18 protein-coding genes are annotated in these 21,604 nt (G+C 68.8%); 9 read left to right on the top strand and 9 right to left on the bottom strand.

Features of this window, described 5'->3' with window-relative positions:
* Positions 1-51: 51 nt before the first annotated feature.
* The gene (gene dnaN, locus AC5WS8_RS08125; RefSeq protein ID WP_496102611.1) at positions 52-1,182 is read right to left on the bottom strand and encodes a DNA polymerase III subunit beta; all 1,131 of its coding nucleotides are present in this window, start codon (positions 1,180-1,182) and stop codon (positions 52-54) included.
* A 994-nt stretch (positions 1,183-2,176) separates the two neighbouring features.
* On the bottom strand, positions 2,177-4,090 hold the full coding sequence (dnaA, locus tag AC5WS8_RS08120; RefSeq protein ID WP_496102610.1) for a chromosomal replication initiator protein DnaA: 1,914 nt from the start codon (positions 4,088-4,090) through the stop codon (positions 2,177-2,179).
* A 426-nt stretch (positions 4,091-4,516) separates the two neighbouring features.
* On the opposite strand from dnaA, the gene rpmH reads away from it, so the two are divergent.
* From rpmH to AC5WS8_RS08075, 9 genes are all read left to right on the top strand, one after another.
* On the top strand, positions 4,517-4,654 hold the full coding sequence (gene rpmH / locus AC5WS8_RS08115) for a 50S ribosomal protein L34 (protein WP_003956500.1): 138 nt from the start codon (positions 4,517-4,519) through the stop codon (positions 4,652-4,654).
* An 18-nt stretch (positions 4,655-4,672) separates the two neighbouring features.
* Positions 4,673-5,044 carry a ribonuclease P protein component gene (rnpA, locus tag AC5WS8_RS08110; protein ID WP_496102609.1) on the top strand — a complete coding sequence of 124 codons (372 nt, stop codon included), beginning with the start codon at positions 4,673-4,675 and terminating at the stop codon, positions 5,042-5,044.
* On the top strand, positions 5,041-5,394 hold the full coding sequence (yidD, locus tag AC5WS8_RS08105; RefSeq protein WP_388569728.1) for a membrane protein insertion efficiency factor YidD: 354 nt from the start codon (positions 5,041-5,043) through the stop codon (positions 5,392-5,394). Before rnpA ends, yidD begins: the two co-directional genes overlap by 4 nt.
* Positions 5,395-5,397: 3 nt before the next feature.
* Complete coding sequence (gene yidC / locus AC5WS8_RS08100; RefSeq protein ID WP_496102608.1) at positions 5,398-6,687, top strand: membrane protein insertase YidC; 1,290 nt, start codon at positions 5,398-5,400, stop codon at positions 6,685-6,687.
* 15 nt (positions 6,688-6,702) lie between these two features.
* A complete protein-coding gene (locus AC5WS8_RS08095) occupies positions 6,703-7,215 on the top strand; it encodes a Jag family protein (protein ID WP_496102607.1) in 513 nt (170 codons plus the stop codon).
* 118 nt (positions 7,216-7,333) lie between these two features.
* Entirely contained in the window at positions 7,334-8,050 is a 717-nt protein-coding gene (gene rsmG, locus AC5WS8_RS08090) for a 16S rRNA (guanine(527)-N(7))-methyltransferase RsmG (protein WP_384610909.1), read from the top strand.
* A gap of 314 nt (positions 8,051-8,364) precedes the next feature.
* On the top strand, positions 8,365-9,438 hold the full coding sequence (locus AC5WS8_RS08085; RefSeq protein WP_496102786.1) for a ParA family protein: 1,074 nt from the start codon (positions 8,365-8,367) through the stop codon (positions 9,436-9,438).
* Entirely contained in the window at positions 9,435-10,538 is a 1,104-nt protein-coding gene (locus tag AC5WS8_RS08080) for a ParB/RepB/Spo0J family partition protein (protein ID WP_496102606.1), read from the top strand. The genes AC5WS8_RS08085 and AC5WS8_RS08080 overlap by 4 nt, the downstream gene beginning before the upstream one ends.
* A gap of 326 nt (positions 10,539-10,864) precedes the next feature.
* Entirely contained in the window at positions 10,865-11,482 is a 618-nt protein-coding gene (locus tag AC5WS8_RS08075) for a GNAT family N-acetyltransferase (RefSeq protein WP_496102605.1), read from the top strand.
* A gap of 90 nt (positions 11,483-11,572) precedes the next feature.
* Here AC5WS8_RS08075 and trxA read toward each other — a convergent pair whose 3' ends face one another.
* From trxA to AC5WS8_RS08040, 7 genes are all read right to left on the bottom strand, one after another.
* Positions 11,573-11,905, bottom strand: a complete 333-nt coding sequence (gene trxA, locus AC5WS8_RS08070; RefSeq protein WP_496102604.1) for a thioredoxin — start codon at positions 11,903-11,905, stop codon at positions 11,573-11,575.
* Positions 11,906-11,948: 43 nt separating this feature from the next.
* Positions 11,949-12,920: a thioredoxin-disulfide reductase gene (gene trxB / locus AC5WS8_RS08065; RefSeq protein WP_496102603.1), complete on the bottom strand. Its 972-nt coding sequence runs from the start codon at positions 12,918-12,920 to the stop codon at positions 11,949-11,951.
* A 185-nt stretch (positions 12,921-13,105) separates the two neighbouring features.
* Positions 13,106-14,038, bottom strand: coding sequence for an anti-sigma factor family protein (locus tag AC5WS8_RS08060; RefSeq protein ID WP_496102602.1), 933 nt, complete (start codon positions 14,036-14,038; stop codon positions 13,106-13,108).
* A complete protein-coding gene (gene sigM, locus AC5WS8_RS08055; protein ID WP_496102601.1) occupies positions 14,035-14,748 on the bottom strand; it encodes an RNA polymerase sigma factor SigM in 714 nt (237 codons plus the stop codon). Before sigM ends, AC5WS8_RS08060 begins: the two co-directional genes overlap by 4 nt.
* Positions 14,749-14,939: 191 nt before the next feature.
* On the bottom strand, positions 14,940-16,643 hold the full coding sequence (locus tag AC5WS8_RS08050) for a protein kinase family protein (protein ID WP_496102600.1): 1,704 nt from the start codon (positions 16,641-16,643) through the stop codon (positions 14,940-14,942).
* Positions 16,644-16,761: 118 nt separating this feature from the next.
* Positions 16,762-19,071 (bottom strand): murein biosynthesis integral membrane protein MurJ, encoded by a 2,310-nt coding sequence (gene murJ / locus AC5WS8_RS08045; protein WP_496102599.1) that lies wholly within the window; start codon positions 19,069-19,071, stop codon positions 16,762-16,764.
* A gap of 43 nt (positions 19,072-19,114) precedes the next feature.
* Positions 19,115-21,541 (bottom strand): DUF6049 family protein, encoded by a 2,427-nt coding sequence (locus AC5WS8_RS08040; protein WP_496102598.1) that lies wholly within the window; start codon positions 21,539-21,541, stop codon positions 19,115-19,117.
* Positions 21,542-21,604 lie beyond the last annotated feature (63 nt).

Here is a 21,604-nt window from a genome sequence, read left to right as displayed (position 1 = left end):
TTCACCCTGGGGACCCGTCGTCCACCGGCCCCCAGGGACTGTGGACGACCGTCAGCCGCTGAGGCGCACCGGCATGATCAGGTACTTGTAGGCCTCGTCCGCCTCGGCGTCCAGGGCAGGCTTGCCGCCCAGCAGCGCGGGCTTCGTGGACGTCGTGAACGACAGCTGGGCCACGGGAGAGTCGATCGCGCTCAGACCGTCCAGCAGGAAGGTCGGGTTGAAGGCGATCGAGATGTCGTCGCCCTCCAGGTGGGCGTCCACCCTTTCCACAGCCTGTGCGTCGTCGCTGGAGCCGGCCTCCAGGATCAGCACGCCCTGTTCGAAGCTCAGCCGTACCGGGGTGTTGCGCTCGGCGACCAGCGCCACACGCTTGACGGCCTCCACGAAGGGCGCGGTCTCGAGAGTGGCGACCGAGTTGAACTCCGTCGGGAACAGCGTGCGGTACTTCGGCAGATCGCCCTCCAGGAGGCGGGTCGTCGTCCGCCGTCCGGCACCCTCGAAACCGATCAGGCCCTCGCCCGCGCCCGAGCCGGACAGCGCCAGGGTCACGCTGTCGCCGCCGGTCAGCGACTTGGCGGTGTCCAGGAGCGTCTTGGCGGGCACCAGGGCGACCGCGGACGCCTCCGGGTTCTCCGGCTTCCACAGGAACTCGCGGACCGCGAAGCGGTAGCGGTCGGTGGAGGCCAGTGTGACCGTGTCGCCCTCGATCTCGATGCGCACACCGGTGAGCACGGGCAGCGTGTCGTCACGGCCGGCCGCGATGGCGACCTGCTGCACGGCCGAGGCGAAGACCTCGCCGGGGACCGTGCCGGTCGCGCTCGGCATCTGCGGCAGCGCCGGGTACTCCTCCACAGGCAGTGTGTGCAGGGTGAACCGCGAGGAGCCGCAGACCACCGTCGCCCGTACACCGTCTGTGGAAATCTCCACCGGACGGTTGGGGAGGGCGCGGGAGATGTCGGCGAGCAGGCGGCCGGAGACGAGGACCGTGCCCTCCTCCTCGACCTCCGCCTCCACGGACACGCGCGCGGAGACCTCGTAGTCGAAGCTGGACAGGCTCAGCTGGCCGTCCTCCGCCCTCAGCAGCAGGCCCGCGAGGACCGGCGCCGGCGGACGGGCCGGGAGGCTGCGCGCCGCCCAGGCCACTGCCTCCGCGAGTACGTCGCGTTCCACCCGGATCTTCACCGTAAGCCGCCTCCTGCTGTTGCCGGCGCTCTCGCCCTGCTTGGACTTCGTCGTCTGACTCGGTGTCGTGGGTCCCGGCGAGGGGAAGGACACCGGGGACCAGTCTGACGCACCCCACTGACAGTAGGTGCCTCTCGGGGTCAAGTCGTCACGAGGGGCAGTCGGGAGCCGGAGGGCGAGTTGTGCACAGACCCCGCTTCCAAGCGAATTCCCCGGTCTCTCTAGTTGGGAGTAGTAGTAGGGGCTGTGGAAACCGTGGATAACCGCGTCGTCCCAGGTGGGAGGCGGATTTTTGTCCACGGGGCCTGTGGGCGCAGCCGGTGGACAACCAGGGGTCTCTGTGGAGAACGGAAAGTTCTGCACACCCCGTGCACAGCCTCGGGGCACTTCTCCCCAGTGGCGTCCCCAGTTTTACCCGTCTTTCCCACAGGGCAACCCAGCACCTTGATGTGACGCCTTTCACTCCCGTCGGTGAGGAGGCGCGCCGCGTTGCCGAACAGTGGACAGGGATGTGGAGAAGCTGGGGATCGCTGGGGACAACCGGCTCCGGCCTGTGGGTTGCCGGTGGACAACTCGGTGCACAGGCTGTGGATCTTTTTGTCGTCCACAGACTGTGGAGATCCTCCGTCCACGAATCCACAAGCGGTTGAGCTGGCCGGATGGCTCTCCCCCGGCGCGACCTGTGGACGGGGTCTGGACAACTCCGCGGTCCCCAGGATGTGGACGGAAGAAAGTCACCGGATCTGTGGAGAGTGGCCGTAACCCGCCAGGTAATCGAACAGCGGGTGCCGGGGGGCGTCCGGTGGACCCGGGACGCGGGCACCCGGAGGCGCGGGTACACGGAGGCGCGGGCACGATCGGGGCACACGATCGGGGCACAAAAGGCGCCCTGGGGCCTTGCCCCAGGGCGTCCGCGGTGGCGCAGGACCGTGTGTGCCGTTCTGTGCGCTGTGGCCCGCGCCGACCGCGTGCGCTATGGCCCGCGCCGACCGCGTCAGCCGTTCTTGATGCGGTTCGTCAGTTCCGTCACCTGGTTGTAGATGGAGCGCCGCTCGGCCATCAGCGCGCGGATCTTGCGGTCGGCGTGCATCACCGTCGTGTGGTCGCGGCCCCCGAACTGTGCGCCGATCTTCGGCAGCGACAGATCGGTCAGCTCACGGCACAGGTACATCGCGATCTGCCGGGCGGTCACCAGGGCGCGGCCGCGTGAGGTGCCGCACAGGTCCTCCACCGTCAGTCCGAAGTAGTCGGCGGTGGCCGCCATGATGGCCGTCGCGGTGATCTCGGGGGCCGTGTCCTCGCCGCCCGGGATCAGGTCCTTCAGCACGATCTCCGTCAGGCCCAGGTCCACGGGCTGCCGGTTGAGCGACGCGAAGGCCGTCACCCGGATCAGCGCGCCCTCCAGCTCGCGGATGTTGCGCGAGATCCGGGAGGCGATGAACTCCAGCACCTCCGGCGGCGCGTTCAGCTGCTCCTGCACCGCCTTCTTGCGCAGGATCGCGATGCGCGTCTCCAGCTCGGGTGGCTGGACGTCGGTGATCAGTCCCCACTCGAAGCGGTTGCGCAGCCGGTCCTCCAGGGTGACCAGCTGCTTGGGCGGCCGGTCCGACGACAGCACGATCTGCTTGTTGGCGTTGTGGAGGGTGTTGAAGGTGTGGAAGAACTCCTCCTGCGTCGACTCCTTCTGCGCCAGGAACTGGATGTCGTCGACGAGCAGGATGTCCATGTCGCGGTAACGCTTGCGGAACGCGTCCGCCTTGCCGTCGCGGATGGAGTTGATGAACTCGTTGGTGAACTCCTCGGAGCTCACGTACCGCACGCGGGTGCCGGGGTACAGGCTGCGCGCGTAGTGTCCGATCGCGTGCAGCAGGTGGGTCTTGCCGAGCCCCGACTCACCGTAGATGAAAAGGGGGTTGTACGCCTTGGCCGGTGCCTCGGCGACGGCGACGGCGGCGGCGTGCGCGAAGCGGTTCGAGGCACCGATGACGAACGTGTCGAAGAGGTACTTCGGGTTCAGGCGCGCGGTGGGCTCGCCCGGCCCGGTCGCCGGCGCGGGCTGAGCGGCCAGCGGGCCCGGGGCTCCGGTCGTGGGAAGGTTCGGCCCGACCGGGCCGCCTCTGTGCACATGGCCGTTGCCGGGGGGCGGCTCCGGCAACTCACGGCGGTCGGGCCGCTGCTGCTCGTAGTCCGGGCGCGCACTTTCGTAGTCCGGGCGTCCACCGTCGTAGTCCGGGCGCCCGCCGTCGTAATCGGATCGCCCGCCGTCGTAGTCCGGGCGCGGCTGCTCGTACGGCGACCGGTCCAGCGACTGTGTGCGGTAGTCCGGTGTCGCGTACGGGTCACGCTCGGGGAAGCCGAGCCGCTGCTGCTGCCAGCCGTAGTCGTCCTGGCTGGGGCGCGGCCAGGCGCCGGGCTCCGGGCGCTGGTACTCGCCGGGGTACGCGGGCCGGGCGGCCGGGAGCTGGTCGCCGGGACGCGGATCGGGGCGGCCGGCGCGGTGGTCGCGCCGGTCGTCGGCGCGGTGGCGGCCGTACCCCTCGTAGCCGCCGCCGTCGTAGGCGTCGCGGCCCTGCGGGGAGGGCAGCTCGGGTTCCTCGTAGCGCGACTGGGCGGGTGGGGCCGGGGGCTCCCCTGCGGAGTCGTCGACGGTGATGGCGATACGGATCGGGCGGCCGCACTCACGGCTCAGCGTTTCGCTGACGATCGGCGCCAGCCGGCCCTCCAGGACACCCTTCGCGAACTCGTTCGGAACGGCGAGCAGAGCGGTGTCCGCCACCAGCGCCAACGGCTGGCAGCGCCTGATCCAGTGTTCGTCCTTCGCCTCGACACCCGGCCCGCGGCCCTCCCCGAGGAGCTGCTCGAGTACTCGCGGCCACACTGCGGCAAGATCGGCGGGTACGTCAGCCACAGGGCACGCTCTCTCACAGGTCCCACGAACGTGTGGTTGCGGGACGGGTCGGGATGTGAATCGCTTCGGTCGGGTCGGGAGCAGAACTGCTCGGTCAGGGACAAGGGAACGAATCGGAGTTCAGTCACGGTAGTCAGGGCGGCCCGTGCGGTTCAAGTTGTTGTCCCCAGCCTGTGGACAAGTGTCTCCGACGGGTCATCGGTTTGACCGAATGGCGCAGGCCCGCGTACCGTAACCAGGTCGAGTTGTCGATGGCTGCTGCCGCCTGCCTCCGATGGGCACAGATCACGAACCAGTGTGCCGACCCATGGCACATGTCGGTGATCGGGAAGCGGTGCACTCGGGCGTAATGCGAGCTACTCGTGGGCGCACGGTGACAGCCAGGCGACACCCCGCCACCCACCGAATCATTACTGGAGCCCCCGAGTGAGCAAGCGCACCTTCCAGCCGAACAACCGTCGTCGCGCGAAGACCCACGGCTTCCGGCTGCGTATGCGCACCCGTGCCGGCCGCGCCATCCTGGCGTCCCGCCGCAGCAAGGGTCGCGCCCGCCTGTCCGCCTGATCGCGTACAGGTCATGACGTGCTGCCTACCGAGCATCGGCTGAGGCGGCGCGAGGACTTCGCGACCGCGGTACGCCGAGGACGCCGGGCCGGGCGCCCGCTTCTCGTCGTCCACCTTCGCAGCGGTGCCACGGACCCGCACGCGCCTGGGGAGAGCGCTCCCCCGACGCGTGCGGGTTTCGTCGTGAGCAAAGCCGTGGGCGGAGCGGTCGTCCGCAACAAGGTGAAGCGCAGGCTTCGCCACCTGATGCGTGACCGAGTGGCTCTGCTGCCCCCCGGTAGCCTGGTAGTCGTACGAGCGCTGCCCGGTGCGGGTGACGCCGACCATGCACAGCTGGCCCGAGACCTGGATGCCGCTCTCCGGCGGCTGGGAGGAGAGGGCACGCGATGAAGTACCCGCTGCTGGCCCTGATCAAGCTCTATCAGTGGACGATCAGTCCGCTGCTCGGGCCCGTGTGCAAGTACTACCCGTCGTGTTCCCACTACGGCTACACGGCCATCGACCGGCACGGTGCGATCAAGGGGACGGCACTGACCGCCTGGCGCATCCTGCGGTGCAATCCGTGGTCGCTCGGCGGTGTGGACCATGTCCCGCCGCGCAAGCGTCCGCGGTGGCACGAAATGCTGCGTGACGCCTGGCGTGCACGCAAGGGCGGGCCCTCCGCCGCCGAACCGGCCACCGAGGGGATGCTCCCTTCGAGCCCGGCCGCGAAGACCTCGTCCCATGCCCAAGGAGCATGATTAGTGGACACGATTGCCAGCCTCTTCAGTTTCATCACCACACCCGTTTCCTGGGTCATCGTCCAGTTCCACAAGGTGTACGGCGCGATCTTCGGCGCTGACACCGGCTGGGCCTGGGGCCTCTCCATCGTGTCCCTGGTGATCCTGATCCGTATCTGCCTGATCCCGCTCTTCGTGAAGCAGATCAAGGCGACCCGGGCCATGCAGACGCTCCAGCCCGAGATGAAGAAGATCCAGGAGCGCTACAAGAACGACAAGCAGCGTCAGTCCGAAGAGATGATGAAGCTGTACAAGGACGCGGGGACCAACCCGCTCTCCTCGTGCCTTCCCATCCTGGCGCAGTCCCCGTTCTTCTTCGCGCTCTACCACGTGCTCAACGGCATCGCGTCGGGCAAGACCATCGGTGTCATCAACCAGCAGCTGCTCGCCAGCGCGCAGAAGGCGCACATCTTCGGCGCCCCGCTGGCCGCGAAGTTCCTGGACGGTGCCGACACGGCGCATAAGCTCGGTGCCTCGCTGACCGACGTCCGTGTCGTCACCGCGATCATGATCGTCCTGATGTCGGCGTCGCAGTTCTACACGCAGCGCCAGCTGATGACGAAGAACGTCGACACCACGGTGAAGACACCGTTCATGCAGCAGCAGAAGATGCTGATGTACGTCTTCCCGATCATGTTCGCCTTCTTCGGCATCCGGTTCCCCGTCGGTGTCCTCATCTACTGGCTGACCACCAACGTGTGGACCATGGGCCAGCAGATGTACGTGATCCACAACAATCCGACCCCGGGTTCCAAGGCTCAGGCCGCTTACCTGGAGCGCCTGTACAAGCACGTCACGCACCACGGCAAGATCCGCCGGCGGAGCGAGAAGGCCATCATCAAGGCGATCGTCGCCAAGGGCCGCGACCGCAATGAGTTCGAGCGCAAGTTCATCAACGGTCTGACCAAGGCGGGCCTCGCGGCCCAACCCGACGGCACTGTGGTGAAGAGCGAGGCCACGGCTGTCGCCACCGCCGAGGACGCTACGACGGTCGCCGGTGCCGCCGGACCGAAGCGGCAGCAGCCCAGGCGGCAGAGCAAGGCGCAGCGCCAGTCCGGTGGCGCCAAGCCGGCCGGGGGCTCCGAGCCGACGTCCTCCTCGCCGTCGCTGGACAAGGCCGACGCACCGCAGGACGCCAAGCCGGCCGACGCGGCCGACAAGGCGACACCGCAGCCCGGCAGTGGTACCCGCAGCCGAGCCCAGTCCGGTCAGCGCAAGGGTCCGCAGCGGCCCAAGTCCTCGTCCAAGAAGTAAGAAGGAGTCCATCCCGTGACGGAAGGCACCACCTCCGCCGCTGCCGAGGGTGCAGACACCCTGACTCGCCTGGAGCAGGAGGGTGAGATCGCGGCGGACTACCTCGAGGGTCTGCTGGACATCGCCGATCTCGACGGCGACATCGACATGGACGTCGAAGGCGACCGCGCGTCCGTCTCGATCATCAGCGACACGGGCAGCCGTGACCTGCAGAAGCTGGTCGGCCGTGACGGCGAGGTGCTGGAGGCGCTCCAGGAGCTCACGCGCCTGGCCGTGCACCGGGAGACCGGCGACCGCAGCCGGCTGATGCTCGACATCGGGGGCTTCCGCGCCAAGAAGCGTGCGGAGCTCTCCGAGCTCGGTGCCAAGGCGGCGGCCGAGGTCAAGAGCACCGGGGAGCCCGTGAAGCTCAAGCCGATGACGCCGTTCGAGCGCAAGGTGGTGCACGACGCGGTGAAGTCCGCGGGCCTGCGCAGTGAGTCCGAGGGCGAGGAGCCGGAGCGCTTCGTCGTCGTGCTTCCCGCCTGAATCGGTCCGTACATCTCTCCGGCCCCGTCTGTAGCGCAGGCGGGGCCGAACTTTGTCAGCCTGGTAGTTCTGGTGATCGGCGCTGGTGGCGCTGATGCGGTACGGAAGGACGGTCCCCGTGACGGAGGCAGCGGAGCTCCCCCCTGCGCCCGAGCAGGCACGTGACGTATTCGGTGATCGCTTCGCGGATGCGGTCCGGTACGCCGAGTTGCTGGCCGAGGCGGGTGTTCAGCGAGGGCTGATCGGTCCGCGTGAGGTTCCCCGCCTCTGGGAGAGGCATCTGCTGAACTGCGCGGTGCTCTCCGAGGTCGTCCCCGAGGGGGTGACGGTGTGCGATGTCGGCTCGGGTGCCGGCCTGCCCGGCATTCCCCTGGCGCTCGTCCGGGAAGACCTGAAGATCACGCTGCTCGAGCCACTGCTGCGGCGCACCAACTTCCTCACCGAGGTCGTCGAACTGCTCGGCCTCGACCATGTGACCGTCGTTCGTGGTCGCGCCGAGGAGGTCATGGGCAAGATTCCGCCGGTCCATGTCGTGACCGCGCGGGCGGTGGCTCCGCTGGATCGTCTGGCCACCTGGGGTATTCCGCTGCTGCGCCCCTACGGGGAGATGCTGGCCCTCAAGGGCGACACGGCGGAGGAGGAACTCAAGAGCGCGGCCACTGCTCTGGCCAAGCTCGGTGCGGTCGAGACGTCCATCCTCCATGTCGGGGACGGCATTGTGGACCCACCGTCGACCGTGGTGCGGGTAGAGGTCGGGGAGAGTCCCGGTGGGGTGCGGTTCGCGGCCAAACGGGCGAAGGCGGCCCGGACGGGGCGGGCACGTCGGCGTCGTTGATCCGGCGATTGTCCGATCTGGTCTGAGTGTGGACGGTACGCCACACAAGCTGCCAAACCTATGCATCTCGGAGTGTCGCTGAGTCTCGACCGCGGCTGCTGTGCATCGTGTTTCACGTGAAACGTCGCTCACTGCTGCACGGCATCATCAGTCGCGGCCGGGCTGCGGCCGAACCCCGCGACCGTAAGCCCCTTGGATCTCTCGGAGAGTCGTCCCCCCGTAGCGCGGTATCCCCCGTGGAGGGTACGGAGTTGTCCACAGAGGTGGATTTCTCCACAGAAGGCCAGACCTCACTGGTTCCCAACCCCGCAGGCATGGGAGGCTCTGTTCATTGCGAGCCTGATGTCGAGGAGAGTGAATCCTTGCGGTCCGACGCCAACATCGCGGGACCGATGACCGATCCGGTCCCCGGTCCCCGTACCGAGTCGATGGGGGAGGATGTTTCACGTGAAACACCGCCTCCGATGGACGACACTCCCATCGGTCGTGCTGCCCAACTTGCGGTGGAGGCACTGGGTCGCGCCGGTGAGGGCCTGCCACGGCCCGAGCGAACCCGGGTCATCGTGGTCGCCAACCAGAAGGGTGGCGTGGGCAAGACCACGACGACCGTCAATCTCGCCGCTTCCCTCGCCTTGCATGGCGCCCGCGTCCTGGTGGTCGACTTGGACCCGCAGGGCAATGCGTCCACCGCACTGGGGATCGACCACCACGCAGAGGTCCCATCCATCTACGATGTGTTGGTCGAGAGCAAGCCGCTCGCGGAGGTCGTCCAGCCGGTCCCTGACGTGGAAGGTCTCTTCTGCGCTCCCGCCACGATCGACCTCGCCGGTGCGGAGATCGAGCTGGTGTCCTTGGTGGCGCGGGAGAGCCGACTGCAGCGGGCGATCCAGGCCTATGAGCAGCCGTTGGACTACATCCTCATCGACTGCCCGCCCTCCCTCGGCCTGTTGACGGTCAACGCCCTGGTCGCCGGACAGGAGGTGCTCATTCCGATCCAGTGCGAGTACTACGCACTGGAGGGGCTGGGGCAGCTGTTGCGCAATGTCGACCTGGTGCGAGGGCACCTCAACCCCACCCTGCATGTGTCGACCATCCTGCTCACCATGTACGACGGCCGGACGCGCCTGGCGTCGCAAGTCGCGGAAGAGGTGCGCAACCACTTCGGCGACGAGGTGCTGAGGACGAGCATTCCTCGCTCGGTCCGTATTTCCGAGGCACCGAGCTATGGACAGACGGTGCTGACTTACGATCCAGGTTCGAGCGGTGCTCTCTCGTATCTTGAGGCCGCACGTGAAATTGCGCTGAAGGGCGTGGGCGTCCACTACGACGCACAGCACGCCCATCTCGGTGCCCGGACGGAACAAAGCATGGTGGAGGGGATCCAGTGAGCGAGCGACGGAGGGGGTTGGGCCGTGGTCTCGGCGCACTGATCCCTGCTGCACCGACAGGGGACAAGACGGCGGCTCAGGCCACGGGGGGCGGCGGAACATCCGTCGCACCTGCGGCGGTGCCCGTGCTGACGACGGACCGAGGAGTGGCGGCTGCGAAGGTGGCCACACTGCCGACTGTTTCACGTGAAACCGAGGAGACGGCCGCGCAGGGAGCGGTGGAGAGGCCTGCGCCGCCGATCGGTGCTTACTTCGCCGAGCTGCCCCTCGACGCCATCACCCCGAATCCGCGGCAGCCCCGTGAGGTGTTCGACGAGGACGCGCTCGCCGAGCTCGTCACCTCCATCAAGGAGGTCGGCCTTCTCCAGCCGATCGTGGTGCGTCAGGTGGGTCCGGCGCGCTATGAGCTGATCATGGGTGAGCGGCGCTGGCGGGCCAGCCGTGAAGCCGGCCTGGAGGTCATCCCGGCGATCGTGCGAGCCACGGACGACGAGAAGCTGCTCCTGGACGCACTCCTGGAGAACCTGCACCGGGCCCAGCTGAACCCGCTGGAAGAGGCAGCCGCCTACGACCAGCTCCTCAAGGACTTCAACTGCACTCACGACCAGCTCGCCGACAGGATCGGCCGGTCGCGTCCTCAGGTGTCCAACACCTTGCGACTGCTGAAGTTGTCCCCGGCGGTGCAGCGCCGGGTGGCGGCCGGGGTGCTGTCCGCTGGACACGCCCGGGCGCTGCTGTCCGTCGATGATTCGGAGGAGCAGGACCGGCTGGCGCACCGCATCGTGGCCGAGGGGCTGTCCGTGCGCGCCGTCGAGGAGATCGTCACCCTTATGGGGTCTCGGCCGCGCAGCGCCCCGCGTTCCAAGGGGCCACGCGCAGGCGCCCGGGTTTCGCCGGCGCTCAGCGACCTGGCGACCCGGCTCTCGGACCGCTTCGAGACCCGGGTGAAGGTCGACCTCGGACAGAAGAAGGGCAAGATCACCGTCGAGTTCGCGTCGATGGAGGACCTGGAGCGGATCCTCAGCACGTTTGCTCCGGGCGAGGGGCCTGTCCTGCACAAGAGCCTTCAGGACGGCGACTCCGAGGAGCCGGAGGACTGAGGGCTCTGGGCGGAGCCCCGGCACGAGCGGTGACGCTCCGGGCGGGCCGTGTCCGGTGTGTACCGGAACGCGGTCCGCTCTTTTCTTTCAGGCGGTATCGATCGAATCACCATCATGGATACGATGCGTTCGGGTATGGCGCATCCACCTGGCGGCACCTTGATCGGGGAGGCGAGGGCCATGCGAACCATGAGCCGGACCGGACTGGTGACCGCAGGCCTGAGTGTGGGAGCGGTCGGCGGGTTCGTCGGCAGCCTGCTCAGGGAGCGGAGCGCTCTGACAGCCGCCCGCAGTGCTGCGGGCGAAGGAAGCGAGGAACTGCTTTCATGGGGCGTCGGCTCGTACCGCTCACGCTGGACAACCTTCCGGACCTTCCCAAGCGCTGTCGCGGGTGTGTCTTCTGGGAACTGGACCCCGTCAGCGGAGAAGCCGCAGTAAAGGCCGGCACGTCCGCGCTCGAGAAGGAGTCGTGGATCTCGGCCGTTCTGCTGGACTGGGGCTCCTGCGGCCGGGTGGTCTATGTGGACGACGTACCGGTGGGCTTCGTGCTGTACGCACCGCCCGCCTATGTTCCGCGTTCCACGGCCTTCCCCACGAGCCCGGTGTCATCGGACGCGGTCCAGTTGATGACCGCCTTCATCATGCCCGGCTACCAGGGCCAGGGACTTGGCCGGGTGATGGTCCAGACGGTTGCCAAAGATCTGCTGCGTCGGGGCTTCAAGGCGATCGAGGCGTTTGGCGACGCACGCTGGAAGGAGCCGGCGTGTTTGCTGCCCGCCGACCATCTGCTGGCGGTGGGATTCAAGACGGTACGGTCGCACCCGACGTACCCACGGCTCAGACTGGAACTGCGCTCGACCCTCTCCTGGAAGGAAGACGTCGAGCTGGCACTGGACCGCCTGTTGGGAGCCGTGCAGAAGGAGCCGGCACTGCGGCCTCTGTAACCGGGGCACACGCGTTGGGGCCGACCCTCAGGGGTCGGCCCCAACGCGTTTCACGTGAAACATCAGCCGCCTCACTCGGCGGCCCGCCGTTCACTCGGCGATGAAGTCCTCGAGGTCGCGGACGATCGCGGCCTTCGGCTTGGCACCGACGATGGTCTTCGCGACCTCGCCCCCCTGGTAGACGTTCAGGGTCGGGATCGACATGACGCCGTACTTGGCGGCCGTCGCCGGGTTCTCGTCGATGTTGAGCTTGACGACCTCGATCTTGTCGCCGTACTCGGCGGCGATCGCCTCGAGCGACGGGGCGATCTGGCGGCAGGGGCCGCACCAGGCAGCCCAGAAGTCCACCAGGACGGGCTTGTCGCTCTTGAGGACCTCCTCCTCGAAGGAGGCGTCGGTCACGTTCTTCAGGGTGCCTGCCACGGCGGGCTCCTTACCTCGGTGATGCGATTGGGCGAATCGGGGGTCAGACGGTGGTCTTCTCGGGCTCGGCCTGCTGCTCGCTGTCCGCGAGGGCGGCGAGGTAGCGCTCGGCGTCCAGGGCGGCGGAGCAGCCGGTACCGGCGGCGGTGATCGCCTGGCGGTAGGTGTGGTCGACGACATCGCCCGCGCCGAAGACGCCGGCCAGGTTGGTGCGGGTCGAGGGGGCTTCGACCTTGAGGTAGCCCTCCTCGTCCAGGTTGAGCTGGCCCTTGAACAGTTCGGTGCGCGGGTCGTGCCCGATTGCGATGAACAGGCCGGTCACCGGCAGCTCGCTCAGTTCGCCGGTCTTCAGGTTCCGCAACGTCAGGCCCTCAAGCTTGGGGTCGCCCTTGATCTCCGCCACCTCGCTGTCCCAGACGAACTTGATCTTCGGGTCGGCGAAAGCGCGGTCCTGCATCGCCTTCGAGGCCCGAAGGGTGTCACGGCGGTGGACGATGGTGACGGACTTGGCGAAGCGCGAAAGGAAGGTGGCCTCCTCCATCGCGGTGTCACCGCCGCCGATCACGGCGATGTCCTGGTCCTTGAAGAAGAAGCCGTCACAGGTGGCGCACCAGGAGACTCCGCGGCCGGAGAGGGCGTCCTCGTTCGGCAGGCCCAGCTTGCGGTGCTGGGAGCCGGTGGCGACGATGACCGCCTTCGCCTTGTGCACCGTGCCCGCGGTGTCCGTGACGGTCTTGATCTCACCGGCGAGGTCTACGGAGACGACGTCGTCCGGAAGCAGCTCGGCACCGAAGCGCTCGGCCTGCGCTCGCATGTTGTCCATGAGCTCGGGGCCCATGATGCCGTCCTGGAAGCCGGGGAAGTTCTCGACCTCGGTGGTGTTCATGAGCGCGCCACCCGCGGTGACGGCGCCCTCGAACACCAGTGGCTTCAGCGACGCGCGCGCGGTGTAGAGCGCCGCCGTGTAACCGGCGGGCCCGGAGCCGATGATGATCACGTTACGGACGTCGCTCACGGCTTGATTCCTCGTCTCTGGAGACTGCTGCTACCTACTGCCGGGGGGAGCCTTGCTCGGCGCTCTCACCCCACCCAACGGATCCTAAGGGGCCCGCATTCCCGGTGTGTCCGGGCACACGGAGACACGGCACCGCACACAGTTCCCAATGACACCCGGGTAGGAACCGTCCGGGACGGGAAACCTCAGGAGCGGGCGTACGACTGCGTCAGCAGGACCTTGCCGGGGGACCCCGAGGCCTGCTTCACGCACGTCGCGTCGACGATGTAGGCCGTGACCTTCGTGCTGTCGGAGGCGTCGGGGGTGACGAGGAGATAGACGAGGCTTCCCCGGTACACGCCCTTGTCGGCGGCGAGGATGCTCTCGTTGGTGGTGATGGCCCGCTGTATGCAGCTGGGCACGTTGACGGTGGTGTCCTGGAACGTCTTGTTCGGCCGCATGCCGGAGGACCCGGTTGTACTGGGCTCGGACTGGACGCCCCAGGGCTTGCCGCTGCTGGAGCGGCCCTGGTCCGTCTTCCCCGCGAGCAGGCTCGTGACCTGGCTCTGCAGCGTGCCCTCGGAGTAGGTGTGCGCGGCGTCGGTGTGCTGTGGAGCGGCAATCGACGGCTTCTCCGTGTGGCCACCGTGCGTCCGCATGAGCAGAGTGCTCAGGCTCACGGCCGCAGCCGTGAAGACGGCAGCAAGGACCACGGTCCTGAGGCGGCCGCGACGGGTGCGCTGGGCGCGGCCCGGCCCGGTGGCCGCGCGGGCGCGGCCCGACGGGCGGCCGGCGGGGGAAGGGGGCGCTGTTTCACGTGAAACATGCGCGGCGACGAGCTTGCGAGAGTCGGCAGCGGCGGTGTCGGGCGCGGTTGCTGCTGCCGTGGGGTTCAGCGCCTCCGCGGCGAGAGCGGCGTCGATACGGCTCACCACGTCGTCGGGCATGCGCGGTGGGCCGGGAAGCGTGCCGAGGAGCCCGCGGATCTCCCCCAGGGAGTCGTACACGTCCGCGCACAAGTCGCAGTCGTCCAGATGCCGCCGCACGTCCGTGGTCCGGGGCGGCGGCAGAAGTCCTTCGCTGAGGTCGGAGAGCTCCTCGACGTCCGGGTGCCCGGCCCTATCGGTCGTGGATGTCACGCTCGCCCACCTCCGCCCTTCACAGCAGCTGAATCGCTCGGCCCTGCATCCTGTGGTCCTGCTGCGGGTGGGACGGATGTCCCCTGCGCCCGGTTCCGTCCGCCGCCCGGCTTCCTGACATCCGCGCCGTCGCTCTCCACACGCAGATGGGCGAGCAACGGCACCAGTCTTGCTCTGCCTCGGGCGCACCGGCTCTTTACTGTGCCGGTCGGTACATCGAGAATGCGGGCGGCCTCCGCGACCGGGTAGCCCTGCATGTCCACGAGGACGAGAGCGGCGCGCTGGTCCGGAGGCAGGGTGCCGAGGGCTTCCAGCAGCTGGCGATGCAGATCGTTCCGCTCGGCCGGCGCCGAGGCCGACTCATGCGGCTCCAGGAGCTGCTCCAGCCGTTCCGTGTCGTCCACGGGTGAGGTCTTCCGGGAGGCCGCCTTACGGGCGCGGTCCAGGCATGCGTTCACCGTGATCCGGTGCAGCCAGGTCGTGACGGCGGACTGGCCCCGAAACGTATGGGCGGCCCGGTAGGCGGACACAAGAGCGTCCTGAACGGCGTCGGCCGCCTCCTCACGGTCCCCCAGCGTCCGCAGCGCCACGGCCCACAGCCGGTCACGGTGCCGACGCACGACCTCTCCGAAGGCGTCGGGGTCGCCGGCTGTATGACGGGAGATCAGATCCTGATCGCTTGCTTCGCCGTACCCGACGCCCTCTGCCATCGGCCCCTCCTTCAGGGCAACCTTACGGGACCGGTCTTCCCCCGTGGGTCCGTACACGACATCGGGGCCTGCCAAGTCGTCGGCAGGCCCTGCCGGTCTTCTTCCCGGGCTGGATGCACGTGCGCCCTGGTCGGCTGGTGCCTGACGCCGACCGCTGTGTGACCGTGGGCTTCCACCATCGGCGAGCAGAATCAGTGGGTGACTCTGACGTCCGCCACTCGGCCACGATAGGTGCCTTCCTCCGTCTGCGGCAGACTCGTGAGCCACACCAGGAGATACCTGGTCTCGAGGGACTGGTGCGGCCTGAGCGTCACGGTCGTGCCCGAGCCTTCGGCGACCTTCTTGTAGCCGCTGAAGGACGTCGGCTGGGCGTCAGTGGTCCCATTCGCTGCGCGGAGTTCCACCGAAGTGTCCCCTACGAAGGAAACCGTCACTCTTCCGACCTGCTGGACCTTGCCGAGGTCCAGAATGATGCCCACGCCCGGCTTCAGCCGACCGAAGTCGGCGCTCTTGTAGTAGTCCGTCTGCCAATAGGTGCTCAGGCTGCTGTCGTAGGCCTTCTGTATGTCGGACGGCTTCTCGGATCCGTCACCGAACGGGTCGAAGTCCTGAGCCCTGCTGATGGCGATCGGTTCACCGCTCTTCGGCTTGGGCGTGACGCCGCCGTTCTTTTCGTTGCCGTCCGTCGTATGCGTCTGGTTCGTGTTGTCCGACTTCTTGGCCTGGTCCATCAGGGCCTCGGCCAGCTGCCAGCTGCCCAGGCCCAGCGCGGCGATCAGCAGTGCGGACACCGCCCACTTGAGGGCCTTGCCGGTGCGGCTCTGCAGTGGGGGCGGCGGCGTGGGTACGGGTTGGGTGACGCCCGGGTGGGTCACGGGGCGCCCGTACGTGCCCTGCTGGTACGTGGTGCGCTGGTAGTCGGGCGGTGCGGTGAACGAGGGCTCCGGCGGGCGGATGCGGGGCATCTCACCGATCGCCTTGACCAGTTCCTCCGGCGTGGTGCACGGAGCCTCGTGACGGGAGGCGGTGGCACCGTCGTTGGCCAGCGCGCGCATGGCCAGTTCGGACAGTCCGCGGTGCACACCGGCCCGTACCTGGTCGGGCGCGATCAGGCCGACGCCCTTGGGCAGGCCGGACAGACCGTAGGCGTCGTTCTCGTAGGGCCAGCGCTGGGTCAGGGCGGCGTACAGGAGCGCGCCGATGGCCTCCGTGTCGGTGCGCTGCGGAGTGTCGGACCCGATGCCGCGCAGGGCGGCGTTCACCGCGAGGCCGCGGATGCGCCACTGCCCGGAGGAACTGCGCAGAACGGTGCTGGGGTTCAGACGGAGATGGGAGAGGCCTTCGCGGTGGGCGGCGGCCATGGCCTGGGCCACTTGGGTGACCATCTGGTAGGCGTCGTGGGCTTCCAGCGGCCCGGTGGCGAGCAGCGTGGTCAGTTCGACGGCGTCGGGCAGCCATTCGTGCACGACATAGACCAGGTCGTTCTCCTCGACCGCGTCCAGGACCTGCACGAATCGCGGGTCGCCGAGCAACGCGGAGGAGCGGGCCGCGGCCAGTACGGAACGCGCCCGCGTGTGGTCCGAGGGAAGGACATGGATGCCGACGGCGCGGCGGAGCTTCTCGTCCACCGCACGCCAGCTGCTGAATCCGTCCAGACGGGTGACGCACTCCTCGAGACGGTAGCGTCTGGCGAGCTTGTGGCCGCTGTGCAGTTCAGGTGGTGAGGTCTTTCCGGGACGCTCGGTCCCGCCGCTCCCCTGCGGCTCGTCGCTGTCCGTGTCCCGCTCCCGGTCCTGGGCCACCCCGTCGGACGTGGACTGGTCCGCCTTGGCGGCCAGCGGCTCGTCACCGCTGTTGTCTGCCACGTCGACGGCAGCCGTGCTCCGTTCCGCCACCGTCGTACCTGCCTCCCCATCCGTTGCGCGCTGTCCGACGCAGAAACCAATTGTGCCCACAGTCCGCCGCTATGCACGACACGCGACGGCGGACGATGGTTGTGCGCCTACCCCCGCCTCAGCGCCCCAGGCGCCCTCGGACCATGCCGACCATTGAGTTGAGTTCCTCGATGCGCATCTTGCGTGCTGCCACGTAGAAGACACCGAGAAGCAGGACGCCACCGCCGACCAGGGCTGCCAGTGAGCCGACCGCACCCTGTCCCAGCGTCTGGCCGATCTCGTAGCAGGTCGCTCCGCTCAGCAGGGCGGCCGGCACCGAGGCGATGCCGAGCCGTGCGTACGTCCGCAGCACCCGGGCACCGTCCAGGTCGCCGCCCAGCCGCTTGCGCAGCCGGGACCAGGCGACGCCGACGCCGATCGCGTAGGCGAGGCCGTAGGAGGCCGCCATGCCGATCACGGCCCAGCGGGCCGGAAGCATGAAGTAGCAGACGGTCGAGGCGCCCGCGTTCACGGCGGCGACGATGACCGTGTTGTAGAAGGGGGTGCGGGTGTCCTCGTACGCGTAGAAGGCGCGGAGCACGACGTACTGCACGGAGTAGGGGATGAGGCCGAGGCCGAAGGCCATCAGCATGTAGCCCATGTTGGTGGAGGCGCCGGTGCCGGACGAGCCGAAGATCAGGGTGCACATCGGGATGCCGAGCGCGACGAACCCGAATGCGATCGGCACGATCGCGACGGCCGTGGTGCGCAGGCCCTGGGAGATGTCGTCGCGGACGGCTCCGCCGTCGCCCTCGGCGGCCGAGCGCGAGATGCGCGGCAGCAGGGCGGCCATCAGGGAGACGGTGATGATCGCCTGCGGGAGTCCCCAGATCAGCTGGGCGTTGGCATAGGCGGCGAAGCCGGTGCCGACGACCGGGGAGTGCTTGCCCGCCGAGGTGGACAACTGGGAGACGACGAGTGCGCCCGCCTGGTTGGCGAGGACGAACAGGACGGTCCACTTGGCGAGCGTCGCGGCCTTGCCGAGGCCGTGGCCCCTCCAGTCGAAGCGCGGCCGCAGCCGGAAACCGGTCTCGCGCAGGTACGGGATCATCGCCAGGGCCTGGACGACCATGCCGAGCAGGACGCCGACTCCGAGCAGCCGCTGCCCCTCCGGCGGGATGTTCGTCACCTTCATCCCGGAGTGGGCCGCGCTGCCGTACACCCAGATGAACGCGCTGAGCGTCACGATGATGACGACGTTGTTCAGGACCGGGGTCCACATCATCGCGCCGAACTTTCCCCGCGCGTTGAGGACCTGCCCCATCACCACGTGGATGCCCATGAAGAAGATCGACGGCAGGAAGTAACGGACGAAGGTGACGCCGACCTCGTTGGCCGCCGGGTCGCTGGCGACCGAGTCGGACAGCAGACGGATCAGGAAGGGCGCCCCCAGGATCGCGACCACCGTGAGGCCGCCGAGCGCCACCATGACCAGGGTCAGCAGCCGGTTGGCGTACGCCTCGCCGCCGTCCTCGTCCTCCTTCATGGCGCGCACGAGCTGCGGCACGAAGACGGAGTTGAGGCCACCGCCCACGGTGAGGATGTAGATCATCGTCGGCAGCTGGTAGGCGACCTGGAAGGTGTCGCCGAGGAGGCCGACGCCGAGCGCCGAGACGATCAGCGCCGAGCGGATGAACCCGGTGAGCCGGGAGACCATCGTGCCCGCCGCCATCACGGCGCTGGACTTCAGAAGGTTGGAGGCCCGCCCGCCCTTCTTCTCCTCCGGCGCGAGGGCCGCGGGGGGCTCGACGGTCGCCGCGGGCGCTGACACCGGTGCTGCGGCCGCGGTCGGGGCCGGGGTGGCGTACGCCCGCTCCTGCGGGGACACCTGGGCGTAGGCAGGTGCCGGGTGGGGCCCGACCGGGCCCTGAGCCTGTGCCGGGCCAGGTACGGACGGCTGCTGCACATACGGCTGTCCGCCGCCCTGCTGGTCCCTGAACAGGTGCGCGAAGGCGTCCGGCTCGTGGCGCTCCTCACCGGTCCGGGTGACGAGGTCGTCGACGCCCACGAACTGGGTGGTGCGGGGATCGTCGCCGTACGGCAGGTGCTGCGACGGCCCTTCCGGCTCGGGCGCCGGCGGCTGGGCCCACACATGGGGATCGGGGGCGTACTGCGGCGTCGGCGGCCGCCCGTACAGGGGCTGCTGCGGCTGGTACGGGCCGGGGGGCGGCGGGGGGTGCGCGGCGCGGTCGTAGAGCGCCTCGGTCACCGGGTCCTGAGCGGAGAGGTCATGCCCCTGGTAGGGGTCCTGGTGGTAGGCGTCCTCAAGGTACATGTCGGCCGGCGGCTGCGGCGGTACCTGACCGGGCTGGTGCGGTGGCGGGCCCTCGGGGTGGCCCGAGCTGTCCACGGCGCCCTGCTCGCGGTCACCGTCGTACGGCGCGTTCATTTACCCCACCTCGTTGTCCCCGGGCCCTTGGCCACGACATCGCTCAACGGTCCACTCTCTCACCCGTCCCGGACGGGTCGGTGCTTTCCGGTGCGGTGTCCGGCCCCGGGTCACTCGGGTGCTCCGGGTCGTCTGCCCCGGTCCCCGCGTCCGACCCCTGTGCAGGTGCCTTCGCGGATCCAGCGGTGTCCCCAGTGTCTACGGTGCCTTCGGCGGCCGTGTTCAGAACCCCGTCCTCCGCGTTCCGCGGGCTGTCGTTCTGCTCCTCCTCGGCCTGCCGTGCGGCCAGGCGCTTGCGCTGGGTGTACATGCGGAACCCGGCGAGCACCAGCAGCAGGACGCCGCCGGCGATGACGAGCATCACTGTGGGGGTGATCTCGGTGACGTTCACGTCGAAGCTGATCGGAGGGCCGTAGGGATGACCGTCCTCGGTGAAGAGCTGGGCGATCAGCGTGGCCCGCCCGTTGGCGTTGGCGGTGGTGGTGAACTTCACGGACTGGCTGTGCCCGCCCGAGACGGAGATGGGCTGCTCGGAGTAGGGGCCGCTGCCGATCTTCAGACGTGTCGGCTGCTGGGACGTGAGGCGCAGGACCAGGTGGTCGACTCCCTGCATGAGGTTGTTCTGCACCGTCACGGGGATCGTCGCGCTGCGGCCGGAGAGCTTCGTCTCGGACTTGTCGATCAGCCGGACCTGGCCGGTGAGCCCGTCCAGATAGGACTCCACGCCTTGGCGGAAGGCCGACCCCTGGACGGCGTGCCCGCGCCAGGAGGTCGACATGGCGCGGTCTATGGCCCGCCCGAAGGGTGTGACGACGCGGGCGGGGTCGTTGAGGATCACCTGGAAGCTGTCGAGCTTGTCCTGCGTGTTCTCGATCTGGTCGAACGCCGCATGCGGCAGCTCCTTCCGGCGGAGCGGGGAGGGGTAGCGGGACGGAGCGGGCACCCTTGTCGTGGCATCCGGGTCCGGCTCGGCCTTGGCGGCAGCGGACAGATCGGCCGACTGCGACCAGTGGCTGCCCTGCAGGGCCGTCAGCGCCTCCGCCATCGACTGGGCCTGGCTCGCGGACGGCATCCGCTGGGGAGCGACCACGATGCTGCGCTGCTTGCCCGGCTCCTCCAGGTTGATCATCAGGCTCTGAGCCAGGAAATCCTGCACGGCGAGGGTGGAGTTCGCGGCCGTGGTCATGTCGCCGTCGAACGCGGTCGACAGGCCCTTGTCCGCGACCACCGCCGTGGTGCCGCCCCCGATGGGGCGCGCGGCGGTGGGTGTGTAGGACAGGCCGCCGGTCTCCCGCAGGCTGTCGCTGCGGGCGATCACCTTGTCGGCGCCGGCCGAGGTGGCGACCTTGATGATGGACGGGTCGATCGCGCCGTCCACGGGCCAGGCGAAGTCCGTGTCCGGTTTCACGTGGAGGATGGTCTCCACGGTGCTCCCGGCGACGTCCGTGGCGTCCTTGAGGTGGCTGAGGGAGCCGGTGACGTTCTTCCCGTTGTGGGCGAGCGAGGCCAGGTCGGGGTCGCCGAAGGGGAGGGCGACGACCTCCTTGTTCTGCACCGCCTGCTCGAGGTCGGCGAGCCACTGCTTGGCGACCGCCTGGTTCTTGCCCGCCGTGACCCTGCCGCCGTCGCCCTTGATGCTGTAGCTGCCCGTCATCGCGTCCACGGAGGCGAGCAGGTCGGGGTCGACCACCCAGGTGACGTCGAGGTCCTTGCCCTGTGACAGGAGCTGCGAGAGGCGGCCGCCCGGAGAGATCTCCTTGGCCAGGTCGTCGTTCTGGAAGACGGGTGTCTGCTGTTGGTCGGGGAGCGTCTCCGCGGTCATGTGGACATCGGAGACCAGCGGCCACAGGAACGTCGTCTGCGTCTTGGCGGCGGCGTCGTCGGGCTGCCAGGGCAGGAACGTCCGCTGGATGCCGAGCACCTGCTCGTAGGGCTGCGCGGCGGTCCGGCCGGAGAGCGAGACGCCGAGCGGATAGACCCCGTCGGAGCCGAGGTCCAGCTCCTTGACGGGCACGGAGATGCTGAATTCCTGGGTGGCGCCCGCCGGGAGCCGGGCGAACTTCTCGACGTACTTGCCGCCGACCTCGGTGCCGTCGACGTTCGGCAGATAGCCGGTGCGTCGTGCGGCGTAGTCCATGGACGCGCGGTTGGTCAGCTCCTGGCCGACGCGTAGACCCACGTGGGCGTCCGTGACGGCCTGCTTGCCATTGTTGGTGACGGTACCGGAGACGGTGAGGGTGTCGCTGTCCGTCGGCACGCTGGGGCTGAGGGAGCTGAGGGAGACACTGACCGCGGGGGAGCTGCCGGCCTCCACCGCGGCGCTTCTCCCGGCGGCGTGCGCAGCCGGGCCGGCGGGCAGCTGCAGCAGGCCGGCCAGCAGGGGTGCGCCCGCGAGCAGGGCTCCGGTACGCCGGAGCCACCGGCGGGCAGGTGAGGAACTCATCCCCTGGAAGTCTGCCGCCTCGGCCACGCGCTCGCCCGTCCCTCGTCGTCGTCAGTGGTCGTCGGAATGTGCGTCCACGCATGGTAACGA

The sequence above is a fragment of the Streptomyces sp. PTL18 genome (assembly GCF_059510295.1).
Note: the sequence above shows the minus strand (reverse complement) of the source record. Positions and strands in the feature narration are given on the sequence as shown.